Annotated in this window: 23 protein-coding genes and 3 pseudogenes; 19 read left to right on the top strand and 7 right to left on the bottom strand. The window is 37.7% G+C overall.

The features are described from left to right. Positions 1-5: 5 nt before the first annotated feature. The 9 genes from BJ095_RS16760 to BJ095_RS16720 all read left to right on the top strand — a co-directional run bounded on the left by BJ095_RS16760 (position 6) and on the right by BJ095_RS16720 (position 7,657). Positions 6-1,049 carry a type IV pilus twitching motility protein PilT gene (locus BJ095_RS16760; protein WP_107933083.1) on the top strand — a complete coding sequence of 348 codons (1,044 nt, stop codon included), beginning with the start codon at positions 6-8 and terminating at the stop codon, positions 1,047-1,049. An 18-nt stretch (positions 1,050-1,067) separates the two neighbouring features. Next, complete coding sequence (locus BJ095_RS16755) at positions 1,068-2,276, top strand: type II secretion system F family protein (protein WP_107933085.1); 1,209 nt, start codon at positions 1,068-1,070, stop codon at positions 2,274-2,276. A 121-nt stretch (positions 2,277-2,397) separates the two neighbouring features. Continuing rightward, positions 2,398-2,892 carry a type II secretion system protein gene (locus BJ095_RS16750; RefSeq protein ID WP_107933143.1) on the top strand — a complete coding sequence of 165 codons (495 nt, stop codon included), beginning with the start codon at positions 2,398-2,400 and terminating at the stop codon, positions 2,890-2,892. A gap of 107 nt (positions 2,893-2,999) precedes the next feature. Beyond that, positions 3,000-3,977 carry a type IV pilus biogenesis protein PilM gene (pilM, locus tag BJ095_RS16745; protein ID WP_107933087.1) on the top strand — a complete coding sequence of 326 codons (978 nt, stop codon included), beginning with the start codon at positions 3,000-3,002 and terminating at the stop codon, positions 3,975-3,977. Then, positions 3,977-4,564: a PilN domain-containing protein gene (locus tag BJ095_RS16740; protein ID WP_107933089.1), complete on the top strand. Its 588-nt coding sequence runs from the start codon at positions 3,977-3,979 to the stop codon at positions 4,562-4,564. The genes pilM and BJ095_RS16740 overlap by 1 nt, the downstream gene beginning before the upstream one ends. Next, entirely contained in the window at positions 4,564-5,298 is a 735-nt protein-coding gene (gene pilO, locus BJ095_RS16735; RefSeq protein ID WP_235867703.1) for a type 4a pilus biogenesis protein PilO, read from the top strand. Before BJ095_RS16740 ends, pilO begins: the two co-directional genes overlap by 1 nt. A gap of 69 nt (positions 5,299-5,367) precedes the next feature. After that, positions 5,368-6,123 carry a prepilin peptidase gene (locus tag BJ095_RS16730; RefSeq protein ID WP_107933093.1) on the top strand — a complete coding sequence of 252 codons (756 nt, stop codon included), beginning with the start codon at positions 5,368-5,370 and terminating at the stop codon, positions 6,121-6,123. Between the two features lie 266 nt (positions 6,124-6,389). Then, on the top strand, positions 6,390-6,836 hold the full coding sequence (locus tag BJ095_RS16725) for a hypothetical protein (RefSeq protein ID WP_107933095.1): 447 nt from the start codon (positions 6,390-6,392) through the stop codon (positions 6,834-6,836). A gap of 86 nt (positions 6,837-6,922) precedes the next feature. Then, positions 6,923-7,657, top strand: coding sequence for a gamma-glutamyl-gamma-aminobutyrate hydrolase family protein (locus BJ095_RS16720; protein ID WP_107933097.1), 735 nt, complete (start codon positions 6,923-6,925; stop codon positions 7,655-7,657). A gap of 181 nt (positions 7,658-7,838) precedes the next feature. Here BJ095_RS16720 and lexA read toward each other — a convergent pair whose 3' ends face one another. Further along, positions 7,839-8,459 (bottom strand): transcriptional repressor LexA, encoded by a 621-nt coding sequence (lexA, locus tag BJ095_RS16715; RefSeq protein WP_107933099.1) that lies wholly within the window; start codon positions 8,457-8,459, stop codon positions 7,839-7,841. 171 nt (positions 8,460-8,630) lie between these two features. Here lexA and yneA point away from each other — a divergent pair, with 171 nt between their 5' ends. Together yneA and BJ095_RS16705 are read left to right on the top strand one after the other, a co-directional pair. Then, positions 8,631-8,969 (top strand): cell division suppressor protein YneA, encoded by a 339-nt coding sequence (gene yneA / locus BJ095_RS16710; RefSeq protein WP_181418107.1) that lies wholly within the window; start codon positions 8,631-8,633, stop codon positions 8,967-8,969. Continuing rightward, positions 8,966-9,625 (top strand): YneB family resolvase-like protein, encoded by a 660-nt coding sequence (locus BJ095_RS16705; protein WP_107933100.1) that lies wholly within the window; start codon positions 8,966-8,968, stop codon positions 9,623-9,625. Before yneA ends, BJ095_RS16705 begins: the two co-directional genes overlap by 4 nt. A 61-nt stretch (positions 9,626-9,686) precedes the next feature. Here BJ095_RS16705 and BJ095_RS16700 read toward each other — a convergent pair. Continuing rightward, positions 9,687-10,092: pseudogene (locus tag BJ095_RS16700) on the bottom strand (MerR family transcriptional regulator). Between the two features lie 300 nt (positions 10,093-10,392). Here BJ095_RS16700 and BJ095_RS16695 point away from each other — a divergent pair. From BJ095_RS16695 to BJ095_RS16670, 6 genes and pseudogenes are all read left to right on the top strand, one after another. Beyond that, a pseudogene (locus BJ095_RS16695) lies at positions 10,393-11,433 on the top strand (NAD(P)-dependent alcohol dehydrogenase). A gap of 244 nt (positions 11,434-11,677) precedes the next feature. Continuing rightward, positions 11,678-11,908 carry a DUF896 domain-containing protein gene (locus BJ095_RS16690; protein WP_107933102.1) on the top strand — a complete coding sequence of 77 codons (231 nt, stop codon included), beginning with the start codon at positions 11,678-11,680 and terminating at the stop codon, positions 11,906-11,908. Between the two features lie 126 nt (positions 11,909-12,034). Continuing rightward, entirely contained in the window at positions 12,035-14,029 is a 1,995-nt protein-coding gene (gene tkt / locus BJ095_RS16685; RefSeq protein ID WP_107933104.1) for a transketolase, read from the top strand. Between the two features lie 154 nt (positions 14,030-14,183). Then, positions 14,184-15,236 (top strand): GGDEF domain-containing protein, encoded by a 1,053-nt coding sequence (locus tag BJ095_RS16680; protein WP_235867702.1) that lies wholly within the window; start codon positions 14,184-14,186, stop codon positions 15,234-15,236. Positions 15,237-15,415: 179 nt separating this feature from the next. Continuing rightward, a pseudogene (locus tag BJ095_RS16675) lies at positions 15,416-15,911 on the top strand (CoA transferase subunit A); the annotation flags it as partial. 375 nt (positions 15,912-16,286) lie between these two features. After that, on the top strand, positions 16,287-17,045 hold the full coding sequence (locus BJ095_RS16670) for a CPBP family intramembrane glutamic endopeptidase (protein WP_107933108.1): 759 nt from the start codon (positions 16,287-16,289) through the stop codon (positions 17,043-17,045). Between the two features lie 43 nt (positions 17,046-17,088). Here the strand turns inward: BJ095_RS16670 and BJ095_RS16665 are convergent, their stop codons facing one another. From BJ095_RS16665 to BJ095_RS16645, 5 genes are all read right to left on the bottom strand, one after another. Further along, positions 17,089-17,721, bottom strand: coding sequence for a response regulator transcription factor (locus tag BJ095_RS16665; RefSeq protein WP_107933145.1), 633 nt, complete (start codon positions 17,719-17,721; stop codon positions 17,089-17,091). 81 nt (positions 17,722-17,802) lie between these two features. Next, a complete protein-coding gene (locus tag BJ095_RS16660; protein ID WP_107933110.1) occupies positions 17,803-18,870 on the bottom strand; it encodes a sensor histidine kinase in 1,068 nt (355 codons plus the stop codon). Beyond that, positions 18,867-19,547: a cell wall-active antibiotics response protein LiaF gene (liaF, locus tag BJ095_RS16655; protein WP_107933112.1), complete on the bottom strand. Its 681-nt coding sequence runs from the start codon at positions 19,545-19,547 to the stop codon at positions 18,867-18,869. Before liaF ends, BJ095_RS16660 begins: the two co-directional genes overlap by 4 nt. A gap of 138 nt (positions 19,548-19,685) precedes the next feature. After that, positions 19,686-20,330: a PspA/IM30 family protein gene (locus tag BJ095_RS16650; RefSeq protein WP_107933114.1), complete on the bottom strand. Its 645-nt coding sequence runs from the start codon at positions 20,328-20,330 to the stop codon at positions 19,686-19,688. A 19-nt stretch (positions 20,331-20,349) separates the two neighbouring features. Beyond that, positions 20,350-20,706: a lmo0954 family membrane protein gene (locus tag BJ095_RS16645; RefSeq protein ID WP_107933116.1), complete on the bottom strand. Its 357-nt coding sequence runs from the start codon at positions 20,704-20,706 to the stop codon at positions 20,350-20,352. A 308-nt stretch (positions 20,707-21,014) separates the two neighbouring features. Between BJ095_RS16645 and sirA the strand changes: the two genes are divergently transcribed. After that, positions 21,015-21,443 (top strand): sporulation inhibitor of replication protein SirA, encoded by a 429-nt coding sequence (gene sirA / locus BJ095_RS16640; protein ID WP_107933118.1) that lies wholly within the window; start codon positions 21,015-21,017, stop codon positions 21,441-21,443. A gap of 194 nt (positions 21,444-21,637) precedes the next feature. After that, the gene (locus BJ095_RS16635) at positions 21,638-21,859 is read left to right on the top strand and encodes a YneF family protein (protein ID WP_107933120.1); all 222 of its coding nucleotides are present in this window, start codon (positions 21,638-21,640) and stop codon (positions 21,857-21,859) included. The last annotated feature ends 186 nt before the right edge of the window (positions 21,860-22,045 follow it).

Raw genomic sequence — 22,045 nt, 5'->3', positions numbered from 1 at the left:
GTGAAATGATGTTTAGTATACGTTCATTATTAGAAAGAGCCTACGAAGAAAAGGCTTCGGACTTACACATAACGGTAGGAATCCCACCGATTTATCGTATAAATGGAAAGCTGAAGCAATTTGGTGATTATACAGTGTCCCCTAATGATGCTGAGGCGCTTGTAAGGGAGGTTCTTCCTGATTACAAGGTTGAAGAATACGAACAAAAAGGAGAAACCGATTTTAATTTTTCTCTTGGCGACTTATGTCGATTTCGTGTGAATGCTTATCATCAAAGGAACGAAAGCGCCATTGCATTTCGTTTAATACCATCTAAAATACCAACCATTGAAGGACTTGGTATGCCTAAGATTCTTTATGATCTAGCGGACAAGCCTCAAGGACTCATTTTAGTGACAGGTCCAACAGGGTCAGGGAAATCAACAACCTTAGCTGCGATGCTTGACTATATTAACGAAACAAAATCAAAGCATATCATTACCCTTGAAGATCCAATCGAGTATCTGCATCACCATAAACAATCCGTAGTCAACCAACGTGAAATTGGAATTGATACACAGGATTTTGCAAGTGGTTTACGGGCGGCACTTCGTCAGGATCCAGATGTTATCTTGGTTGGTGAGATGCGTGACTTAGAAACGATTTCTACTGCCATTACAGCAGCTGAAACTGGTCATTTAGTGTTTGCAACATTGCATACATCAAGTGCTCCTACAACAATTGACCGTATTATCGATGTATTTCCCCCGCATCAGCAGGGGCAAATTCGAATTCAGCTTGCAAACGTACTACAAGGAATCATTTCACAACGACTGTTTGCAAGAAGAGATACAAATGGTCGTGTCGCTGCGACCGAGATATTGACTGCACCTCCTTCAGTAACAAACTTAATACGAAACGAAAAGGTACACCAAATTCAAAGTGTTATGCAAACAAGCAGAGCACTAGGGATGCATACTTTAGAGACTTCTGTTCAATCACTCGTCTCAACTGGCAAGGTGTCGATGGAGGAAGCAAGACCATATCTAAATTTTGAAGATTATAAGTAAATGAACGTTGGTGAGTAAATGACTGTTTATAAATATATAGGTCGTACGCAGCAGGGTGCTCCAACGAAGGGCATTGTAGATGCCATGAACAAACAAGCGGCCATAGCAAAACTAAGAGCTAAAGGGATTAACCCTCGAGAAGTAAACGAATCAAACAGTTTCCTGCATAAGGAATTAAATATTGGAGCTGCAAAGGTTAAAAACCAAGACTTTGTTATCTATCTAAGACAGTTTGCCACTCTAATACGAGCTGGAGTTTCCATCGTGGAATCCACTCGCATCTTAGCAGATCAAACAAAAAGTAAGCCCTTGAAAAAAGCCTTGGAAGCTGTGGAGGAAGATATTCGCACAGGAGTTTCATTCTCTGAAGCGACAGCAAAGCATCCAAAAGTATTCCCACTACTGTTTTCTAACATGATGCGTTCTGGGGAGGCAACAGGGAATATAGATGATACGCTAGAACGATTAGCAAACTCATTTGAAAAGCAGTACAACTTAAAGAAAAAAGTTCAATCGACGATGACATATCCGGCTGTGCTATTTGTATTAACGATTGTAGTCGCAGTTTTTATGATGGTAGTTATTGTACCTTCATTTGTTGAATCATTTGAAAGTATGGGGGCTGATCTGCCATGGATGACGGTTGTTACAATTGCGGTTAGTGCGTGGCTGCAGAGATTCTGGTGGCTACTTATCTTAATAGTAATTGTAGGAGTGATTGTATTCCGAACACTTTACAAAGGGAATGAACAATTTAATTATGCTGTACATTATGCTTTGCTAAGAATGCCAATTTTCGGACCATTACTTCAAAAGTCGGCCATTTCAAGGATGATGGGAACTCTCTCTTCCTTATTCAGTAGTGCGGTTCCGATACTTCAATCGCTAACAATTGTAGAGCGTGTTGTTGGGAATCCAGTAATGAGTAAGGTTGTTCTTGAAGCTCGAGATAGTCTTGAACGAGGAAATACACTCTCAGAACCTTTAGAAGAGAGCTGGCTTTTCCCACCACTTGTAACTTCCATGACGAAAATCGGTGAGTCAACAGGTTCCCTGGATTACATGCTTGAAAAGGTTGCAGAATTTTATGATGCAGAAGTAGAACGATCAGTGGATACGTTAAAATCTTTAATCGAACCATTAATGATCTTATTCTTAGCAGCAATTGTAGGTGTAATAGTAGCTGCCATCTTTTTACCGATGTTTAGCCTATACGAACAGATGTAATATAAAAATTCAACCAGGACTGGGACGTTTTGCAGGGAGGTGAAGAGGTATGCAACCAACGTCCACGCAAATACTAAAAATTAACCAAAAACAAAATAAAAAATTAAAAGGAGGTTTTAATATGTTTAAAACAATGAAAAAACGTATTAAAAACGAAAAAGGTTTAACATTAATCGAATTATTAGCAGTAGTAGTTATCTTGGCTATCGTAGCAGCTATTGCTGTACCTGCTATTGGTAATATTATTGATAATAGTCGTTACAGCGCTGTAAAAGCTGATGCAACAAATGCTTTAAATGGAGCAAATATTTATTTTACTGATTACCCTAATGGGAATACTGGTGATATTACCGGATCAGGAGCTAGTACAACTATCACTCTTCAAAAACTTCAAGATGCAGGATATTTAGAAAGTATGGGTGGTTTAAATCCAGCAGCTACTATTTCTGTTTCAAAACCACATAAGCTAACTGGTACGACTAATACCAATACAAAAGTAAATGGACAAACAATTCAATTTACAAATGCTACAATTGATGTAATAAATTCAGACACAAAAAAAGGTAAAGATATTACTGAAAATAACCGAACAATCGCACCTCCTACTACACCTTAATTAATTCTCTAAAAGACAACTAACTACCGTAGTTAGTTGTCTCATTAGGCAATTAATTCACTAAAATGATTCCATTTCGATATTATTTATTTAAAGGAGCCCTTCGCATGTTCAATAAAAATAAAAAGAATTCCCATGTTTCCATAGAGATTAATGATTATGTGATTCGCGCGCTTGTTTCGAAGGGCCCAGATTTGTCACAGGCAGAGGTGTTTGAAGCGGCATTGCGTCATGAAATCATCGATGAAGCCACATTAAAAGATGAGATGGCGTTATTTGAGATTTTTAAAGAGAATGCCTCCAAATGGGGTGGGAGAAATCAGCATGTCCGATTTTTCGTTCCAGATCCAACTGTTCTTTTAAAATCCTTTGAGCATCCACGTGATGTCGAAGCAAATAAACTAAAAGAGTATGTACAGATGGAGCTTGGTCATAGTATTCATTTACCTTTCCAGGACCCACTTATTGATGTATATGATCCGACTGAAGGGGACGGGCAGGCAATGATTTTTGCAGCTGCCTCTGAGGAAGTGAATAAATATATTAACTTATTTTTAGATATCAATATGCAGCCTCAAGCTGCGGACATTCGTGCGCTATGTAATTTGCGCCTGCTTGAAAATCTTCAAATGATTGATAATGAAAAGACTTATTTAATCTCTAATTGGCTTGTTAACGAATTATCCATTTGTATTTACTCGAATGGGCATGTTGATTTCTTGCGTTATCAGCAAATTCCAACTGCTATTTCCCAATGGCATGCCAAGACTTCTGAAGAGAATGAGCTTGAATTTACATATGAGGGCGATTTAGAGGATTATCGAATGACGGTAATGGACCAAGTGCTGGAGCTTGACCGAATTATGAATTTCTTCCGTTTCTCTCTTCATAAGGGAGAGAAGTCTGTGGATGAAATTATTGTCATGGGAGACAATCCACTTCTAGAGAGTATCTATAGCTATATACAAGATACATTAGCTGTTTCTGCGAAGCTGGTTGATGATGCCCGGATTAATAAGAACTACCCAGGATTCAAAGCAAAACATGCGTCCTTGCTTGGGTTGGCGTTAAAGGAGATTGAATAATGATACCAGATATTAACCTCATACCCAGACTTGAACGAAACCAACAAGGCTCCAGATTACTTTATAGTCTGCTTGCGATAATTACTTTATTAGTATTATCACTTTTTGTATGGCAATATTTTAGCGCAAATGCTGAAATAGCTGATTTACAAAGCAAAGAAGCCAACTTAATGGCTCAACGTGACCAACTAGCGGCAGATTTAACAAATTTACAACCTAGTAGCCAAGGATCCTTAGAACAATCCTTGCAATTTATAGAGCGTGTTTCTTATCCAATTTCCCCTTTAATGGATGAAATTCAAGCATTGCAACCAAGCAACTCTTACTTGCGAAACTATAATTTTAGCCCTGAAAGTGTTTCAATCTCAATTGATTTTGAAACTTTGAGTGATGTTTCTACTTATGTTTCACGATTATCTAATAGCTCTTATTTCATTGATGGACAAGTCCTGTCAATAACAAATTCGGGGTTAGGCGAGGAACTTGGAACAGAGAATGAGACAAATTTCGATGTCATCCCAAGACAATCAGTAGAAATTACACTCCTAATCGATGAAACATACCTATCTACTGGAGGTGTTCAATAATGAAGCTCTCTAGTAATAAAAATTCATCTGTTATCTTGCTAATCGTATTAGTAGCTGCACTCTTATTTGCTGTTTATTATTACATCGTATTGCCGAAAAAGGATAATATTCAGTCATTAGAAGGATCTATTAGTTCTTTGCAAACGGAAATAACAGCCCTTGAAGGACAAATGGCATCATTTGATGAAACCTCATCTAGCGACGTTTCTAACATCTATGCTATTCGACAAAAGCTACCGCGATCACGTGAAATCGATCAACTATTATTAAACCTGGAAGAGATTGAATACGTAACTGAAACTCGCATTACGTCAATCGGATTTAATAGCTACGATGCACTAGTTTCAGAATCCGCTATTGTTCCTGTTCCAGAAGAAGCTACTACAGTTGAAGAAAACACTGTAGATGAAGATACTGAAGCAACTACTGAAGCTGAAGAAATAGTTGAAGGTGAAGAAACAGGCGAAACGGTGGAAACTCCTGTTTCTGAAATTGCTGCAGAGATTATCCCTCCAGAACTAAAACTGATTACGTTCAACCTTACAATCGAGGCATCGGTTTACGATAACATTCAGCAATTTGTACAAGAAATCGAAAACCTAAAACGTATTATGCATATTGACTCAATCAGCTATACTCTTCCCGGAGAAGAAGGGGAATTCCTGGATGAAGAATCAGAAACAATAAATGCATCAATTCAGGTAACAACTTTCTTCTATGAAGGTGAATCTTAAAAAAATTAAAAAATCGGGATTCGTACATAAACGGGTCCCGATCATTTCTATTTATAGGAGGTGCACATTATGGAAATCCTTTATACTGTATTTGCCTTCATATACGGGCTTGTTTTCGGCTCGTTTTTTAATGTGGTAGGCTTAAGAGTACCAAAAAAAGAGTCCATTTCAACCCCACCATCACATTGCACAAATTGCAATCGTAGGCTAACCTTGCTAGACCTGATTCCTGTACTTTCATACATATTTTTAAGAGGAAAATGCCGGACATGTGGTATAAAGATTTCACCCATCTATTTACTAACAGAGCTCGTTACAGGTCTCTTATTTGCTTTAGCGGTATGGAATCTAGGCATAAGCATTGAAACTGTAGTAGCTTTACTGTTTATCTCCTTATTAATGATTATCATCGTATCAGATTTTGCCTTTATGCTAATACCGGACAAAGTCCTATTATTCTTTTTACCGTTATTAGCATTAGGTAGGATTATCTCACCAATTGATCCGTGGTGGGATAGCATACTTGGTGCGGTAGTAGGCTTTGGTATTCTTTACCTAATTGCGGTTATTTCTAACGGCGGGATGGGTGGGGGAGACATCAAGTTGTTCTTCTTGATCGGTTTAGTACTAGGAACACTTAACACATTGCTTACCTTGTTCCTAGCGGCTTTTATAGGTATGATTGTCGGTGTCATCGTCTTAAAGATTCGCAACCAAGGCCGAAAAACACCAGTTCCATTCGGTCCATCCATTGCACTGGCAGCTATCATTGTTTACTTCTATGGTGATGTTATATTAGAGTGGTATGGGAATTTGTTTATGTAAAATTGAAACAATTTAAAGGACCTCAATTATAATTGAGGTCCTTTTTAAATAAAAGAGAAGATGGAATAACAGTGGTTTATTATGATAGAAATCTATTTTGTTAATTTTTACTTATACAAATATATAGCTGGAATTCGTATTAAATCGCTCTAATTGAGAACTTTTATGGCTTGTTTAAGTTTAGTATATTTACACGATCACCATATTCTATCTAATTTATAATAGAACTATTTAGAACTCATTGCAGAAAGGAATGAATAAACATATTGAAAGAAATGAACTTATTAGTTAACTACCTGATTGACGATAAGCTGTCAACAATTCCTACTAAAGCTTTGAGTAAGCGAACAACTGACGGTGAATTGGAAAGCATCCATTATGAAATCTTTATAGTAAATCAACATGTTATTTCTAAAATATCGGGTGTTTCGGAGCTTGGTGTTAAAAATCTTCAAAAAGCACTACCAAATAATATAAGAATCGCAGCCTGTCAAACTTGTCGATACGGGAATTTTTCGCCATATGGAGATAATGATAATGAAATATACTGTTTAAGAGATTTTGAGTTTACTAATAAAAACGATGTCTGTGAAATTTTTTCTGACCAAAGCAATTTGGAAGAGATTAAGCGTCATTTACTGGATTATTGCTCAAATTACAAGCCTATCTCTTTAAAGGATTACTACACATATAATGATTGGGAATGGGATTGAAACAAAATGCAGGTTTTAAGAGGAAAAACCATTTTAATCTAGAATATTCTAAAGCATGAAACAATATAGTTTTTGGAGGTGTTTGGATGAAACCGATTATTGGCGTAACAATGACGACGAACAATGGGCAGTATTGTATTAATGAAGCATATGTGAAATCTATTATTCAAGCTGGCGGTATTCCGGTAAACATTCCTTTTGGGGTTGAAAGTGATGTAGATCAGCTGTTGGATGGAATTGATGGCTTACTGTTAACGGGCGGGGTAGACGTGCATCCTCACTTTTTCGATGAAGAGCCTCATATTAAAATCGGTCATATTATGCTCGAGCGTGATGAAGTAGAGCTGATGCTAACAGAAGCTGCGCTAAAGAAAACGCTGCCGATTTTCGGAATTTGCCGTGGGATTCAGCTTTTGAATGTCGCATTAGGTGGCACACTCTATCAGGATATCAATTCTCAATATGAGCAAACGCCAATCCTTCATCAACAAAATGCGCGCAGGAGAGAGGCATCCCATTTCATCGAGATTACGAAGGGCAGCCAATTACATGAAATCGTCGGCAAAGATAAGATTGCAGTAAATTCATTTCATCACCAAGCCTTAAAAAAGGTACCTGAAATATTCGAAGTCACAGCCAAATCAAGCGACGGCATTATTGAAGCAATCGAAATGAAGGATTATCCATATTGCGTAGCCGTACAATGGCACCCAGAGGAAATGGCAATAGCAGAGGATGAGCATGCGAAAAATCTGTTCAGGTCGTTCATTGATGCTTGTAAGAGCAAGGTTGAAAATGGTGTTGGAGTTGTTCAGTCATAGGGTAGGGGGAACATGGTAATATTACCAGTGCGGCTCTTTGTATGAACCATGGGTTAATCGCTGTTGTTTATACTTGAAAACTTGCCAAGTGATCATAAAGCATCCCAAGTGATCAACATAAACTCAAAACCATATTAAAAAAGGTTGTCTCACAGTCTTCTGACCAACGAGACAACCTTTTTTAATGTATATTACGATATAATCCTACTACTTTACCTAAAATCGATACTTGATTTACTAGGATTGGGTCCATACTTGAGTTTTCAGGCTGAAGACGGAAATGGGTTTTCTCTTTAAAGAAGCGTTTTACTGTTGCTTCATCGTCCTCAGTCATAGCTACAACAATTTCTCCGTTGTTTGCTGTGTTTGTTTGCTTCACAACTACATAATCTCCATCTAGAATACCAGCCTCAATCATTGACTCTCCCATTACTTCTAGCATGAAAAGATTTTCTTCACTAGTGCCGTAAGCATCTGGTAGAGGGAAATATTCTTCAATGTTTTCTATGGCTGTGATCGGTAGGCCAGCTGTAACTTTCCCCACAAGAGGAACATGGACTACAGATTGCTTCTGAACTGCTGCTTCTTCTTGATCTAAAATCTCGATTGCGCGCGGTTTTGTAGGGTCACGGCGGATTAGGCCTTTGCTTTCTAAGCGAGCTAAATGTCCATGTACTGTCGAGCTTGAGGCTAATCCTACTGCTTCTCCAATTTCACGAACAGAAGGTGGATAACCTTTAGTGCGAACCTCTTCTTTTATGAATGTTAAAATATCTTCCTGCCTTTTTGATATTTTTTTCAACTCTATCACCTCTTTTTGTGAATATGTATCTCTATTAGTTACATATAGTATATCAGTGAAAGAACAGAAATGCAAACATAGGTTCGAAAATGCTGTTGACAAAAACAAGTGTTCGTATTAAAGTAAGAACATACATTCGTGAGAACAAATATTCGAAAAGAGGTTTTAGTTATGAAATACTTACAAAAAAATTCTTATATCGTTGTGTTATTCGTTGCTTTCTTTGTGATGGGTGCATTTCTATTAATAACTGATAATGGCAGTACAACATACGAACAAGTCGAAATTCAACATGGTGATACATTATGGACTTTAGCAGAACAATACCGTGGTAAAATGACAAAGCAAGAGTGGATCAAACAAGTTAAAGCTGAAAATGCCCTTAATGGTGAGCATATTGTTGCAGGACATGCTTTAACTATTCCTGTAAATGAAAAAAGTATCTATATTGCAAATTTAAAGAATGAAGAAGAGCTTCATTCAGTAGAGGTAGCGATTAAAAACCCATGAGTAAACAAAATAAAGCCGTCATTTATACACGGGTAAGTACTGAAAAAAATACACAAGAGACGTCGCTCGTTCGACAAGAAGAGGAGCTGCGATCGTTTGCAAAAGATATGGACTTTCAAGTTTTAGAGGTCTTTCAAGATCAGCATAGTGGCTACGAGGTTGAAAGAGAAGGCCTTTTAGAAATGCTAGATTATATAAAAGAAAAGAATGTTCAGGTTCTATTTGTGCAAGACGAAACACGTTTAGGACGTGGTAATGCACGAATGGCGGTACTGCATTTATTGCACAAAAATGAGACGACCGTCTATTCCTTAAATAATGCAGGACCGATGAGCTTAAATGAGATGGATACGATGCTTCTTGAAATTTTAGCAATCGTTGAAGAGTATCAGCGCAAGATTCATAATGCCAAAATTAAAAGAGGAATGAGACGTGCCGTTGATAATGGCTATCGTCCTGAGCTGAATATTAAAAATCGACATAATCATGAAGGTCGAGAAAGAATTGAAGTTCCAATCGAAGAGATTGTTAATCTAAGAGAAAAAGGACTAACATTCCTTGAAATTGCGTCCACTTTAAAAGGACTTGGTTTTGAAGTAAGTAAAGCGACAGTACATCGCAGATATATTGAGTATGTTGAAGGACTTGAAGTTTAGTCCTGGCCTGACTTTATAGGGGGCTAGCTCTAATATGAACTAGCCCTATTCTTTAATTAGCTTAAATCCAAACCTTATTATCCCTATGAATTTCTTCAGTTCCAGCCTCTAATGCTGTTTTATATATAGAAGGTTTTATGTTCAATGACTTCTAGTGTTTTCTTTAATTCCTCCATTTGTGCTACTACAGTAGCCTTACGATCTACGAACATATCATATCTTTGCTGTAGAGTAGAATCTCCATCAGAGCACCAGGCTATGAAGTTTTTAATATCTTTAATAGGCATCCCTGTTAATTTCAAACATTGAATTACTTTTAAAAAGCCAATATCCGACTCTGTAAATATACGTTTTCCACTAGGTGTTCTTTCAACAAAAGGCATAAGTCCTTCCTTGTCGTAGTATCGTAAGGTGTACGCTGTGAGATTTAATTCCTTTGCCACTTCGCTAATAGAATATGTTTTCATTTTTTCACCTTTTCTTTATAGCTATATTTCTAGTAAACTTCATAATTTTATGGAAAATTCTATCACTTTCTTTATTGGAATTCAAAATCCACTTCTTATTTGATAAAAAATAAATCAATTTAATCTGTTTTACCTACATAAAAGTGGGATCCATTACTTGACCTAGAGTTAACTATAAGGATTAACATATATGTACAAGGGAAATTAGGGTAATAATGATTACACAGGATTATTAATCATAGAACTCCCTTGTTAAAGAAATTCTCTTGATAAACAAACATATAATTGGAGGAATTTTAAATGGTAATTGCTAAAGCGCGAGCAATCGATGGTCCAAACAAATCCTTTCATGCTGCAGAAATTAAACGTCGTGATCTAGATTTGCATGATGTCTTAATTGAAATTAAATATGCAGGCATTTGCCATTCTGACATCCATACTGCCCATGGTGAATGGGGTGCAGTGAACTTTCCACTTGTTCCAGGTCATGAGATTGCAGGAATTGTAACTGATGTAGGTCCAGAGGTTACTAAATATAAAGTAGGGGACCGTGTAGGTGTGGGATGTATGGTTGACTCTTGTGCTGACTGTGAGTACTGCCACAAAGGGGAAGAACAATTCTGTTTAAATGGACATGTTCCAACTTATGCAGGAGTTGATAAGTATGGTGAGCCAACTTAAGGTGGCTATTCAACTCATATTGTTGTAACAGAGGATTTTGTTCTAAGAATACCAGATAATATTTCTCTTGATGATGCTGCTCCGTTACTATGTGCAGGTATTACGACGTTTTCTCCTCTAAATAAATGGGGAGCGGGTTCAGGTAAAAAAGTGGCGGTTATCGGTCTGGGTGGTCTTGGTCATATGGCTGTTCAAATTGCCCATGCAATGGGATCAGAAGTGACGGTGCTATCACAGACATTAAGTAAAAAAGAAGATGTCTTGGAATTAGGGGCGGATCATTACTATGCTACAAGTGATCCAGCAACATTTGAAAACCTTGCAGGACATTTTGACTTAATCATAAATACAGTTAGTGCGAAAATCGATATTAATGCATATTTCGGATTACTAACTTTAGATGGCACACTAGTTAATGTTGGTGCTCCAGGTGAGCCATTATCTGTTAATGTCCATTATTTAATTGGTCAACGTCGATCATTTGCTGGTTCATTAATCGGAGGAATTCGAGAGACACAGAAAATGTTAGATTTCTGTGCACAGCATAATATTGTACCAAAAATAGAAGTTATTTCTGCCGACCAAATCGATGAAGCCTACGAACGAGTTCTTGCTTCAGATGTTAAGTATCGATTTGTAATTGACATAAGTACGATGTAACAATTCCGTAATTTAGTAAAGGGCGTTCCACGTATGAAACACGTTTCTGACGCCCTTTTCTCTAATCAGTCTTCTTCAATTTTCTCCATCATTTATTACATATCTATTAAGCAAGATGAAATACTTGCACTTCCCATCATTTTTACTTACCTTTGAAGTATTGATTATCATCATTTAGTATAAGTTTTAGCATAATACTTAAAATCCTCCATACTAATTGATTGAAATAGAAAGGTGAGATCATATGTTATCAGAACAAAAAATTAAAAGAATAAATGAGCTATCAAAAAAGGCAAAAGAGGGTAAATTAACAGAGGCTGAAGCAAAGGAACGTACACAGCTTCGTAAAGAATATTTGGATTCATTCCGTTCTTCATTCAGAAATACAATCGAAAACGTTCAAATCATTGATGCAACGGGAAATGATGTAACACCAGAGAAAGTTAAAGAAATTCAACGAAATAAATTAAACTAATATTGTGACATAATAACGAAAAGTATGACATTAATCTAAAAATGTCCTCAGAATAGATTGTTTTCTTAGAAAATCTTGTCTAAACTGTAAAAGTACAATATTAAGCGTGAGAAAGGATATCACATAATGGCACATTCTGCTGATGTTTTAGCAATTAATGCAATCCGAACTTTATCAATTGACGCAATCGAAAAAGCGAACTCTGGTCACCCTGGTTTACCAATGGGGGCTGCACCAATGGCTTATACTTTGTGGACAAAACAATTACGTCATAATCCACAAAATCCAAAATGGGTGAATCGCGATCGCTTTGTTCTTTCGGCTGGTCATGGTTCGATGTTACTATATAGCTTACTTCACTTAGGTGGATATGGTTTAGATATGGAAGAAATTAAAAACTTCCGTCAATGGGGTTCTAAAACGCCAGGACATCCTGAGTATGGTCATACTGTAGGGGTTGAAGCAACTACTGGTCCTCTTGGGCAAGGTATTGCGATGTCTGTCGGTATGGCTATGGCTGAACGTCATTTAGCAGCTACATATAATAAACCAGGACATGAAATCGTAGATCACTATACATTTTCACTTTGTGGAGATGGCGATTTAATGGAAGGTGTTGCTGCAGAGGCAATTTCTTTAGCTGGTCACTTAAAACTTGATAAGTTAATCGTTTTATACGATTCAAATGATATTTCTTTAGATGGAGATTTAGCTAAATCCTTCTCTGAAAACGTACAAAAACGTTTCGAATCTTATGGATGGAACTACATTCATGTAGCAGACGGCACGGATGTGGATGTAGTAAATGCAGCAATCGAAAAAGCGAAACAATCAGAAGGAAAACCAACATTAATCGAAGTGAAAACTGTTATCGGTTTTGGTTCACCGAACAAATCTGGTAAATCAGATTCACACGGTTCACCACTTGGTGCACAAGAGACTATTTTGACAAAAACAGCTTACGGCTGGGAGCATGAAGCTTTCCAAATTCCTGAAGAGGTTTACTCAATTTTCAAGGAAGCAGCTGAAAAACAAGGTGTTCAACCAGAAGCTGAATGGAATACGAAATTCGAAAGCTATAAAGCAGAATATCCTGAATTAGCTGAACAGTTCCTTAAAGCAATGAACAATGAACTTCCTGCAGATTTCGATGCAGAAGTACCAGTTTACGAAACAGGAAAATCGATTGCTACACGTTCTTCATCAGGTGAAGTAATCAATGCTTTAGCGAAAAAAGTACCTTCATTCTTTGGGGGAAGTGCTGACCTTGCTGGTTCTAACAAAACAACTATCAAGGGTGCTGGTGATTTCTTCGCAGAAACTCCAGAAGGTCGCAATATCTGGTTTGGTGTTCGTGAATTCGCAATGGGTGCAGCATTAAACGGTATGGCTTTACACGGTGGTTTACATGTATTCGGTGGAACATTCTTCGTGTTCTCTGACTATGTTCGCCCAGCTGTACGTCTATCTGCTTTAATGGGCCTACCTGTTACTTATGTGTTCACTCATGATTCTATTGCAGTTGGAGAAGATGGTCCAACTCATGAGCCAGTTGAGCACTTAGCATCATTACGTGCAATGCCAAACCTTTCAGTAATCCGTCCAGCTGATGCTAACGAATCTGCAGAAGCATGGAAATTAGCTGTATCTTCTAAGAATGTACCGACAGTATTAGTGCTTTCTCGTCAAGACTTACCAGTTCTTGATAAATCAGCTGAACTTGCAAAAGACGGTGTGGCAAAAGGTGCTTATGTGGTTTCTCCTGCAACTAAAGAAACTCCAGATGCAATTCTTATTGCAACGGGTTCTGAAGTAAGTCTTGCTGTAGAAGCTCAAAAACAATTATTAGCTGAAGGAATCGATGCATCAGTGGTTTCAATGCCATCGATGGATCGCTTCGACCAACAATCAGCAGAATATAAAGAAGCTGTATTACCAAAAGCTGTGACAAAACGTTTAGCTATCGAAATGGGCTCTTCATTTGGTTGGCATAAATACACTGGTTTTGCGGGAGATATCCTTGCAATAGACCAATTTGGTGCAAGTGCTCCTGGAGAAGTCGTTATTGAACAATACGGTTTCACAGTAGAAAATGTTGTAGCAAAAGTTAAAGCATTATAACAATAGAAAAACCTGCGAGCTTTAGAGTTCGCAGGTTTTTTTATGCCATTTTTATGAAGATTTCATTTTCAAGATTTGTCTCGTTACATTACAAATAATTTATGATATGTTTACGATGGTGATAAAGATGATAATTAAAGATTTAATTTCAAATTTGGCATTACTCTGGTCTGTTATTTTTTTGCATACTCATTTTACAAATGCCACTCCGATAACTCCGACAAGTCCGTTTTCTAAACGCGTTTTATTCGGTTTAATGGGTGGATTATTCAGTAATGTTTTAATGCATTATAGTATTCCAATTGGCGATACGATTGTTGATATGAGACATATTCCAATTATTCTAATGGCATTTTACGGAGGTCCATTGCCTGCGATAATCGGGATGGTACTAGTTATTATTGGGCGTTTTTACTTTGGCTTTAATCTGGCGTCCTATTTAGCAGTTATATTAACCTTCACCGTTACATTTGGGGCAATATTTGTTTTCAAAACCAACTTGTCAAAGAGAATTCAAATGCTTATTTCAGTAACGATAGCAAATATCACTTTCTCTATCTTAATCTCGTATGTATTAGCGGACATTAAGGTACTCGCCATTTTATTACCTGTTTATTGGATTATTTCTTACTTATCAGCCATTGTTTCCATCTTTTTAGTTCGATATATTCGGAATTCACAGCGTCTGTTGAACAGATATAAAATGGAATCATCTACTGATGCTTTGACTGGACTCAATAATGTCAGGAAATTCGATATGATTTTCAATGAGTTATTAAAAAACGCAGATGCCAAAGATGAAATGCTATCTTTACTATATATTGATATTGATTTTTTCAAAAAGGTGAACGACACTTTTGGACACAAAGAAGGGGATAATGTCTTAAAAGCGCTTGGTACCATTCTTAAAAATTCCATAAGATCCTTTGATATTGTGAGTCGAAATGGTGGAGAGGAATTCACCGTTATCCTTTTAGATTGTTCATTAGATAGGGCTGTAGAAATAAGTGAAAAGATAAGAGTTGCTGTTGAAAATCATCCGTTTGTTCTAAGTTCAGGAAAGAAAATTTCTATTACAGTATCAATTGGGGTGGCTTGCTATAAGGATACAACTCGAGTAGCTTCTTCCTTAATCGAGGATGCTGACGATGCACTGTACCAAGCAAAACGTACCGGACGGAATAAAGTATGTATTGCAAATAAATAAAGTAGATGTTGTAAAACTCCTACTTAAATAAGCTTGTGATTGTTGAAGGTTAACCAGGATTATGCTGGTTGGCCTTTTTTCTTTTGGTCTAATTTCACAACATAACTCTATCAACTGTTCATATAAACTGAATGTTACAATTGCCGTCCACATATACATATCAATGAAGGTGTATATCGATGACAAAAGTAATTGAATCAATTGATAGAGTGCTAGAGAGTTTAAAATATGGAGATACGATTCTAGTTGGTGGCTTTGGATAGTGCGGGATCCCAGAATATGCAATCCAGGCAACTGCAAATAAGGGGACTAAAAATCTGGCTACCGTAAGCAATAATTGCGGAGTCGATGATTGGGGGTTGGGATTATTATTGCAAAATAAGCAAATCAAAAAAGTGATTGCTTCCTATGTAAGGGGAGAATAGAATTTTTGAACAGCAGCTCTTAAAAGGCGAGCTTGAAGTAGAGCTGACACTTCAAGGAACTCTAGCAGAACGAATTCGAGCTGGTATTCCTGCCTTCTACACTGCCACAGGGGTAGGGACACCAATTGCAGAAGGGAAAGATACGAAGCTATTTGATGGGAAAATGTATTTAGAAGAAAGGGCCACCAAAGGAGAGTTTGCTTTTGTAAAGGCATGGAAGGCTGATACTTTAGGTAATCTTGTTTACCGATAAAACCGAGGCTCGCTTTCTGATTCCAGAGAAATTCGCTGTTCATGATGGTGAGTAGGTGAGAAAAATGCACATTCGAATGAAAGAAGTAGGTCCAAGAAATGGCGATGGCCTGGTTGCCGAATTACCGTGGTGAATGATAGAATAGGTGTATGTGAAGCCTGAGGTGAAGGAAAGAATACACCCTACGATAATCGAGCCCGTCATAATCAATAAAAACTATTAAATTCTTTCAAAAATAGGAATAACTTAGTGTTCGAATCACATATAATTAGTTGTTAAGTTACTTTCGTCAAATTCTAGTAAAACCCTGATTTGCTACTGCAATGCTTTCTCGCAGTAGTATTTTTTCATGTAGGGGGGAGGGAACTACATATGTTGAATTTATATATAGCAATGTTTTTTATGGGGATTATTTCTATAGCCTATGAACAGGTTATGGTTACGGCTGTTATTCTTATAGGACTAATTATTTTGTTGTTTTTTAATAAACAACAACGTTACATTACCTCAATGGTACTTGCTTTTCTTTTTGGATTTTCTATATTTATGATTGCTAATAATTTTCTGGAAGCGACCTCCTTCACGAAGGAAATCAAAATAGTACTTAATAGACTCTTGCTTATTTTTATCATCCTTGCTTTAGTCGTTCACTCTCTGATTTTTTCTAGAAAAATAGTTTGGTATAATAACAAGCCTAACTGGAAAGAACCAATTGTCCTGCCGTTTCACAAAATAAATACTTTTTGGTTTTGGTTAATCGGAATAACTATTAATGCGATTGTATACTTAGTTTTTATTGTTCAGAAGGATTTGGAAACACTCCAAACACTCTTCTGGTTTTGTATAGCCTTTTCACTAATCAATGCAATTTTCGAGGAAGTGATTTGGAGAGGGCTTATGCTTTCTGCATTAGTGAAATTTACATCACCAAGGTATGCAGTGTTTATAACAAGTGTAGGGTTTGGACTATTGCATCTTGCAATTGGGTTTTCGATGGGGCTTAGTTTGTTGATCGCGGTTGCTGGAGTGATATACGCAGTCATCACACTTAAAACAAATAGTATCTATCCAAGTATGTTCTTCCATTTTGTAGTTAACGTAGGAATGGTCTATAGCGGGTTTATTATTTAATGAAAATTAAAAGCTCAGACTCTTGCTGAGCTTTTTGAATATTTTACTTCACAATTCCATTTTGGAATGCATAGACTACAGCTTGTGTTCGGTCCTGTACATCTAGCTTCGCCAATATATTGCTGACATGTGTTTTCACCGTTTTTAGGGCGATAAATAATTCGTCGGCGATATCTTGATTTGTTTTTCCTTGGGCAACCAATAAAAGCACTTCCATTTCACGTTCAGTAAGCTGTTCGTGCAGGGGCACATTGGCATTGCCGCGCATACGAGTTATCATCTTTGTTGTAACTTCAGGCTCAAGCACCGTTTCGCCATTGATCGTTTTGCGAATTGCCTCGGCAATCTGCTTCGCATTCGACGTTTTTAATATGTAGCTAACCGCACCAGCTTCTAATGCAGGGTAGACCTTGTCATCATCAAGAAAGCTTGTAACCATCATGATTTTTGCGGTCGGCCATTGCTGCAAAATTTGTGCAGTCGCTTCAGCGCCGGTCATAATCGGCATAACATTATCCATCAGAATAATATCGGGCTTTAGCTCAAGGGCCTTTTCCACTGCCTGCTGTCCATTCGCCGCCTCACCGACAACAGTCATATCCGCCTGGGCAGAAAGATAAGCAGAAACACCAATCCTCACCATCTCATGATCATCCGCAATCAAAATTCGTATCATTTTCTCACCTCGATTTTTAATATTTTGTATCGTTTGGTTAAGGGGTGCTATGAATCGCATTCGTTTTCTTACGAGCTACCCCTAATCAGTTCTTTTCTCCAAATCCACCAGGCTATCACTTTTAGGCATTTCTACTACTTTGTTCCCGAGTGGGACTTTTACTTCTACAATAGTGCCTTCTCCGGGGACGGAGACGATTTTGTAGGAGCAGCCGATTTCAACGGCGCGTTCGGCGATGTTGCGTAGGCCGTACGATGTGGATTTGTCTTGTTCGATGTTGAAGCCTTCACCGTTGTCTTGGATGCGCAGGATACCGATGTTGTCGCGGGCGATTAAAAGCAATTCCACCTCTGAAGCCTTTGCATGGCGTAATGTATTGGACAGTGCTTCTTGGGCGATACGGAATAGATGGTCCTCTTCGGCCTTTGATAGCTCGATTTCTTCGATTTGATAATCAATATTGAAGTAAACCTTCTGTTGCAGCTCTTGAATTAAATCTGTTAAGCCCTGTGCCAAGGTGTTGTTTCGTAAGGCAATCGGTCGTAAATGGAGCAGTAATGCACGCATTTCTAGCTGAGCCTGCTGAACAATTTTTTCAACCTGCTGAAGGGTAGGTTTCGATGCTGCTAGCTCATCCTCCTGCTCAGTAACTGCAGATAATAACATGGATGCGGCAAAAAGCTGCTGGGAAACGGAGTCGTGCAGCTCGCGAGCTAAACGTTGGCGTTCCGCGATGATTCGCTCCTGAATCAATTTGTCGTTAGCTTCCGCTTTTTCGTTTGTCATACGCTGTAAGCTTGTGCGCTGTGTTTCGATTAAATCATTTGCTTGAATCAAGGCTTTCTTTAAAGAAAAGGAAAGGTTTTTCTTCTTTAGTGAAAAGTCTGGCTCCACTAATTGCTTTACATAGCGTGTTGCAGAGGTTTCTCTTGATCTTGCTACGGCACTCATCCAGATGCTAATTATAAGGCTTAGGAAAGCAAGGGAAATAAGGATGATGGCAATTACAGGTAGTTCATCGAATTCAATATCAAGTAAGAAGCCCCAATCCTCATCTGTTGGTGATCCGAAAAAGATGTAAAGGAATCCAAATGTGGTGCTACTAAATAAGAAAAATAACGTAATCATTCGAAACAGAAATGAAATCATTTACGGATCACCTCCACATCTCCAAGCCAAGTCGCTACATGGATTACCAGTTTACGCTTAGCCTCAAGAGCATCTCCATCCTCAAAAATTAATTTTTCGTTGATTAATCGTTTTGGATTATTTCCTAAAACCTTTGCTTCTCCAAGGATTGTTGAATATTGAAGACGGAAAGGAATCTCGTAAGGTAATACAATCGTTACTTTTCCAATGGATTGGCGAATTGTAATGACCGACGTTCCAGCAGGTAATATTGTATCGGTCAAATCAAGCGACACATCCCCGATGAATTTCTGCATTTGGATGTCTTCCCATTTATAGCTATCTAGTGGGCAAGAGGTGTTGCCAATCAAATGGTTATTATCAATTTTAGCTTGAAGCTCCTGTGTGTTGAAGGTCACGATTTTTTGTTCTTTTGTCATATGCTTATAAAGTATGTAAATTAGAACGCCGACGATTAATAGACGTAAGCTCCATAAGGATAAAATTGCAAGGAAAATAAGGAAGCAGCCACTCCAAAACAAATATTTTTTGCTTTTTGAAAAGCTATAATAAAGTAGAATTGCGCCAATGATTATCAAAAAGGTGCTATCATTCCCGAAAATTGTAAGCTCCACGAACACAATTAAAAGAACTGCTATCGCCATAAACGTTAATTGGTTCGTACTAAATCTGTTCATATCGGTTCCTCCTTTTCCTCTTGTTGTATGCGGACATTCTACTTTTTTCAAAAACTGTAGGAGAAGACATATTTGCCTTCTCCTAACAATTGTCATTATAGCATGATTCAGTGATCTAGCTGGTAGATTTCTTATGCTTTAAGCTTGATCTTTTTTCATTTCGATAGAAGCTGGGGCAGGGGTAGCTTTTTCTAGACCTGCCAGGCGAGCCTCTAGCTGAGTTCTTTCATAATCTTGTTCGATTTTATCGGCTAAATTTTCAATATAGGCTGATAGGTCGTCGAATTCTGATTCATCCTTTGATTTTAAAACCTCATCCATTTTATGATGTGCACGAGTAACATTTTCCTTACCCATTAGCTGAAGCTGGCGAACCTTCATATCTTTAATCTTGTGCTTCATTGTTTCAAACTTTTGCTCAAGCTCTACAAATTCCTTGTTGCATTGTTCAATCGAGCTGAACAAAGTCGCTTGACGAGTTTTGTAGGTTTCTACCTCTAAAGAAGCGAAGCCTACTAAATCTACTTCATTTGCTTGCTCTGCTAGCTGTAGCTGCTTCGTTCTTTTTTCTAGCATTGCTGTTGTTTCCTTAAACTCACTTTGAAGCTGTTCTTTTAGCTGTGCCTGGCGAGCTAGTAATTTACCAGTTTGCTCTGTTTGCTTTTCTGCTTCGCGAATGTATTGATTTAACATTGCAAGTGGATTTTTGCTTTCTTTTTTATCGAATAATTGGTGTAAATCTGCTTCTAAAGTGTAACGAAATCTTTTTAATAAACCTACCATTTAAATCTCTCCTTAAATTTTATTTTGTTAGCTTTGCCCATTCCATTTCAAAGTTTGTGAATGGATCGTCTTCTTTGATAGCTTTAGATTTGCTAAATGAAACCTCTTCATTGTTCCATTTTTTATAAAGAACATAGACTGTGAAGATTGCAGCAAGGCCAACTAATGCGGGGATGTTTGAGATGGCTGTGAAGATTCCGATTAAACCAAGTGCCACCCAAAATACTTTTCCAAATTTAGAATTTGTCTTCACATAATAGTGCATGCCTAAATAGACAAGCAGTGCAGAGAAGCCGAATCCTACTAATGGTCCCAACATGCTAAGGGCAACGATTGCTGCGATAGCGCCGACAACTAAGAAGAAAAATTTTTTCATTGTTTCTAGCTCCTTTCGTGTTACTGAACCTTTCTTTTAGGGTATCAGTAGTAAAAGACATCGATTTTGCTCAGGTGTTGAGCGTATCGTGTTTTCTTATAGCTTTATGTTACACCTGGAGCTAATTTCTTAAAACGGCCTGGAATTGCATTTTGCACTAGGTCTCAAGGCTGAGGGCATCTAGGAAAAGTGAACGAATTGTACGTTTCACTCTATTTTGACAAAAAAAGTAATAGAGTTCGGACACCTTTTGACAAAAAATTCGAAATCTTTCTTTTATAATGTGTTTATAGAGAGGAGGACGAAAGATGAGAATCTATTCAATATTTCATATTAAAAAACAGTACCAATCATTTGTATTTGGAAGAGAAAGACAGCTTCTTGAAATGGTATCGACAAAAGAGCGAGCTCTTGAGTCCTCTGTTAGCAAGCAGCTAAGCTATCTCTGTGAACCGATTGAAGGAAGAATGGTGCAAGGCGTACTTTATGATCATTTAAAGAAAAGTTTTCCAACTATCCAATGGGTGGATGAATATATGAGGTTTGAGCATCAATTTAAAGGTGGTTTGAAAATAAAAGTATGTACGCATCATATAGAAGCAATTTGTGAGGGCTCCCGAATGTTAGATTTGGATTTGTTCCATAGCCTAAGTCAAATGAATGATTCTTTCATTGCATTTAATGCAGAGGATTCCGAATGTGGATGGTTGAAGCCTATTAAGCATGCTTCCTACTAGAGTAAGTTTCGTGTGAAATTGCCTCTACTGCTTGAAAAAAACTACTGAATAGCTAGTAACAATGTAGTTATTAGTGTATAATCCTTCATGGAGAGTTTATCTTTGTGTTGTTTTTGAGAGGGTTTTTCCTCTTTCAAAGGCATATAAAAAGATAGGATTCGTGGTAACAAGGATAGTGGAGGAGGTAGGCACAAATGAGTTTATGGCTTGCAATTGTACTTATCATCGTAGCATTAGCAGGGGGAGCAGCATTAGGCTTCTATCTAGCTCGTCAATATATGATGAAATACTTAAAAGAAAACCCACCGATCAACGAACAAATGATTCGTGTGATGATGGCTCAAATGGGACGTAAACCGTCCGAAAAACAAGTGCGTCAAATGATGTCACAAATGAATAAATTACAAGATAAATAATTGTAATCTAACAACAGTTTACGTATGTAAAACTGTTGTTTTGCTTTTTATTTGCCAAAAGAGACCGTCTCAAGTTTTTTGAGACGGTCTTCTTGTGCGCCCGGCATGCGCATGAACTATAGGGTGTAAGTCCCGAACCCCGAAGACAGAAGTAGAGGTTAGCCAAGAGCAAGGGTGTCCGTGGCG

Source organism: Ureibacillus chungkukjangi (genome assembly GCF_003217295.1).
Taxonomy (GTDB): Bacteria; Bacillota; Bacilli; order Bacillales_A; family Planococcaceae; genus Ureibacillus; species Ureibacillus chungkukjangi.
The sequence above is the reverse complement of the archived record's forward strand: the minus strand, read 5'-3'. Positions and strand labels throughout refer to the sequence as shown.